Genomic DNA, 3,492 nt, shown 5'->3' on the forward strand with positions numbered 1-3,492 from the left:
GCTGCCCGTGCCCAAGGAGGTCGCGCGCAAAGCATCATCAGGGTCGCTTTTCTCAAAGCCCATGATGGTTCGTATGATCCGTTTTCACATAAAGGGCGAAATGTTCATACTCATGACCTCTCTTATTGAGAAGCAGAAATACAGCCGACAGGACCTTATCGAGCTCTACCATCAACGATGGCAAATCGAAGAATCATTCAAGTCGAAAAAGGCACGCCTGAAAATTGAAGAGATAAGCGGTCTTGACCCGGATGCCGCGCGCCAGGACTTTCATGCAAAAATTTTTGCCGAAGCCCTAACCTCGGCCCTCCTGCTTCAAGAGCAAGAGCATGTCGATGCCTACAATGACCGAACCTTAAACCATTACAAACTCTGTCTCACGCAGGCACTTGCAAAAATGAAAAACACGATAGCGCTTCTGTTTTTACGAAATAAGCCGAGGCCCATCCTCAAGGAATTGAGCGAGATATTTCGGAAGTCACTGACCGGCAGCGCACCCGGCCGAACGGCGAAGAGGCGAGCATCAGGCAGATATATCGTGAAAATTCAAATTTTCGCGCCTGGCTACAAATCAAACCGCTAGCCCATTTTCCTATCGTTTTGGTTCTTAACTTAACGGCATTGACCATTGGCCTTGGCCGTCTCGATGATTGAAAACCAAATGCCGTTTGCCGCCGCACCTTCGGGGCTGCCGCAATGAAGCCAGTTCTTCCGACCAATGACAAAGGGTCGTATTGCGTTCTCGACCAAGTTGGTGTCCAGCCGAACCTCGCTGTATTCAAAACAAGCAACCAGTTGTCTCCACCGGTTGCTCATGTAGCGAACCGCCTTCCCTAACTTGCTTTCCGGCGGTGTTTTTGGGAGGAGCGTTTCCAGCAAGTCTTTGAGTTTCTTTAATTGCGGATCGATTTTCTCCCGACGATAGTCGAGACGTTTTTCACCCGTCAAGCCGTGCTCCGCCATCGCCTTGTGACCCTTGTAAATCTTGGCGATAAGGCTCAAAACACGTTGCGCATGGGACGTTTTCTTGCTGCCCTTTTTGTTGGCTTTGATGGTTTCGTCAAATTTGCGACGGGCATGCACCCAGCAAGCCAAGTGGACAACACCCTCGGTCCGGCCGAGAAAGTCATAGCCTGAATAGCCGTCGGTATGGACCAAGCCTTGGTAGCCGGAAAGCAAACGTTTTGCGGTTTCTCCCGCGCGCGTCGGGCTGTAGTTGTAGAGATAAGTTCGAGGCCCCTCGTTCGGGAGACCGCCGCGCATCACCCACATGTACGAGTTCGTTGTATTTTTTCGGTCCTGTTCGCCATGAACACGAACTCGGGTTTCATCGATTTGCACATAATTCGATGCGAGCAGGTCGTCCTGAATTAAATCGACCAATTCCCGGCAACGAGAGGCCGCTTTTTGCGACCATTCGCTCATCGTTGTGCGCGAAAGACGCACACCCAAGCGCGCCAACTGTTTTTCTTGGCGATAGAAGGGAAGCGCATCGGTATATTTGGCATTTATGAGGTGGGCAAGCAACCCAGGACCGGCCAAGCTTTTTGGAATCATGCTCTTAGGCGATGGCGCGATTGCAACGGGTGTTTCGGTTTCCTCCGAACTCTCGCAGCAGGGACAAACATATTTTGGACGAATGTGGCGCAATACCTGAACCTTTGCCGGAATCAGGTCAAGCTGCTCGCTTGTTTCTTCGCCAATCCGCTTACGCGTTGTGCCACATGCACATACCTTCTCTTCGTCACTCAGATCGTGCAGAATTTCCACGCGCTCGAAATGATCGGGAATGGGTTGACGCTTGCCGCGTTTGCGCCGCGTGTAGGTCACCTTTTCTTGTTCAGGTTCGCTTTCATCGTCGGGCTTTTCCTCTTCTTCAAGATCAAAGAGGCTGTCTTGTTCTTCAGGGCCGGGCGCCTTGCGTGCTTCGCTTGAGCGGTGATAGAGCTTGCCTTCGAGGAAACGAATTTTCTCCCGCAAGAGTTCGTTTTCCAATTCTAATTCTGCGACTCGGGGTTCGTTCTTCTGCGTCTGGCTCATGCCGTCTGTTTTACCCCAAATCTCTCTCAATAAACAACTAATAGATGGTGTCGTAGGTGACTTTTTTATGCGCTTGGCTCAGATCTAAACCTTCGAGTAGCCAGGCGAGTTCCTGTCTCCTTAATTCCATCGCGGCTTGTTCATCTTTGGGCCACCGAAATCGCGCCTCGATTAAGCGTTTGCTCCAAAGGCAAAAGCCGTTGCGCTCAAAGTAGAGGACCTTCACCATGTTGCGACGGCGGTTGGAGAACACGAACAGATCGCCGGACATAGGTTTTCGATCCAGCTCCGCGGCAACCCAGGCGGCAAGCCCGTCGAAAGATTTGCGCATATCCACGGGTGCCAAGGCGAGGAAAACCTTCGCGCGTTTACTAACCGTCCACATCTTAAACCGCCCGCAGAACCGCGATGACCCGCGCCAAAGTTTCGGGATTGAACTGATCGTCAATGCGAACAGAGATCCCGTTACATTCGATGGAGAGACCTTGAGACGACGCCGGCTGGGACGGTGAAGCGGGCAATTCTTCCTCGGCGGCAGGATTTGTGATGGGTACAAGTCGTAAGGAGCCCTTCGCGGTGGCATGCCGCTTGGCGGGTAACCGTTGGCGCCAATAGCGAAATGTGGCGATCTTGAGCTGGTGTCGACGACAGAATTCAACCTGAGTCAAACCCGAAGCTTCCCATTGGCGAATACGTTGCGACCATACCGCCGCTTTGCCACCCGCGTGGGTTGGTGTAGTTTCAGAATCGATCATAAGTAACCCTCCTGAACCAATATCTTGATTCGGCTGGTCCTCAATTAAAAGATGCAGTTCGTCACGCGCTTACGCTGCCCGTGCCCAAGGAGGTCGCGCGCAAAGCATCATCAGGGTCGCTTTTCTCAAAGCCCATGATGGTTCGTATGATCCGTTTTCACATAAAGGGCGAAATGTTCATACTCATGACCTCTCTTATTGAGAAGCAGAAATACAGCCGACAGGACCTTATCGAGCTCTACCATCAACGATGGCAAATCGAAGAATCATTCAAGTCGAAAAAGGCACGCCTGAAAATTGAAGAGATAAGCGGTCTTGACCCGGATGCCGCGCGCCAGGACTTTCATGCAAAAATTTTTGCCGAAGCCCTAACCTCGGCCCTCCTGCTTCAAGAGCAAGAGCATGTCGATGCCTACAATGACCGAACCTTAAACCATTACAAACTCTGTCTCACGCAGGCACTTGCAAAAATGAAAAACACGATAGCGCTTCTGTTTTTACGAAATAAGCCGAGGCCCATCCTCAAGGGATTGAGCGAGATATTTCGGAAGTCACTGACCGGCAGCGCACCCGGCCGAACGGCGAAGAGGCGAGCATCAGGCAGATATATCGTGAAGATTCAAATTTTCGCGCCTGGCTACAAATCAAACCGCTAGCCCATTTTCCTATCGTTTTGGTTCTTAACTTAACGGCATTG

5 protein-coding genes are annotated in these 3,492 nt (G+C 51.4%); 2 read left to right on the forward strand and 3 right to left on the reverse strand.

What is annotated here, in order from left to right:
• Positions 1–583: transposase (locus tag J3U88_RS33870; protein WP_207863655.1), on the forward strand; the 583-nt coding region annotated here is incomplete at its 5' end.
• A 29-nt stretch (positions 584–612) separates the two neighbouring features.
• Here J3U88_RS33870 and tnpC read toward each other — a convergent pair.
• Genes tnpC through tnpA form a run of 3 tightly spaced genes read right to left on the reverse strand, consistent with a single transcriptional unit; the run spans position 613 to position 2,795 of the window.
• Entirely contained in the window at positions 613–2,040 is a 1,428-nt protein-coding gene (tnpC, locus tag J3U88_RS33875; RefSeq protein ID WP_207863656.1) for an IS66 family transposase, read from the reverse strand.
• Between the two features lie 37 nt (positions 2,041–2,077).
• The gene (tnpB, locus tag J3U88_RS33880; protein WP_207863657.1) at positions 2,078–2,425 is read right to left on the reverse strand and encodes an IS66 family insertion sequence element accessory protein TnpB; all 348 of its coding nucleotides are present in this window, start codon (positions 2,423–2,425) and stop codon (positions 2,078–2,080) included.
• A gap of 1 nt (position 2,426) precedes the next feature.
• Positions 2,427–2,795, reverse strand: a complete 369-nt coding sequence (tnpA, locus tag J3U88_RS33885) for an IS66 family insertion sequence element accessory protein TnpA (protein ID WP_207863658.1) — start codon at positions 2,793–2,795, stop codon at positions 2,427–2,429.
• Between the two features lie 137 nt (positions 2,796–2,932).
• On the opposite strand from tnpA, the gene J3U88_RS33890 reads away from it, so the two are divergent.
• On the forward strand, positions 2,933–3,451 hold the full coding sequence (locus tag J3U88_RS33890) for a transposase (RefSeq protein WP_341535208.1): 519 nt from the start codon (positions 2,933–2,935) through the stop codon (positions 3,449–3,451).
• Positions 3,452–3,492: the final 41 nt, after the last annotated feature.

The organism is Acanthopleuribacter pedis (genome assembly GCF_017377855.1).
Taxonomy (GTDB): Bacteria; Acidobacteriota; Holophagae; order Acanthopleuribacterales; family Acanthopleuribacteraceae; genus Acanthopleuribacter; species Acanthopleuribacter pedis.

What these genes read in the sequence shown, in the direction of transcription:
- J3U88_RS33890 (WP_341535208.1), top strand. Translation starts at nt 2,933, where the DNA reads ATGGTTCGTATGATCCGTTTTCACATAAAGGGCGAAATGTTCATACTC.
- tnpB (WP_207863657.1), bottom strand. Translation starts at nt 2,425, where the DNA reads ATGTGGACGGTTAGTAAACGCGCGAAGGTTTTCCTCGCCTTGGCACCC.
- tnpA (WP_207863658.1), bottom strand. Translation starts at nt 2,795, where the DNA reads ATGATCGATTCTGAAACTACACCAACCCACGCGGGTGGCAAAGCGGCG.
- tnpC (WP_207863656.1), bottom strand. Translation starts at nt 2,040, where the DNA reads ATGAGCCAGACGCAGAAGAACGAACCCCGAGTCGCAGAATTAGAATTG.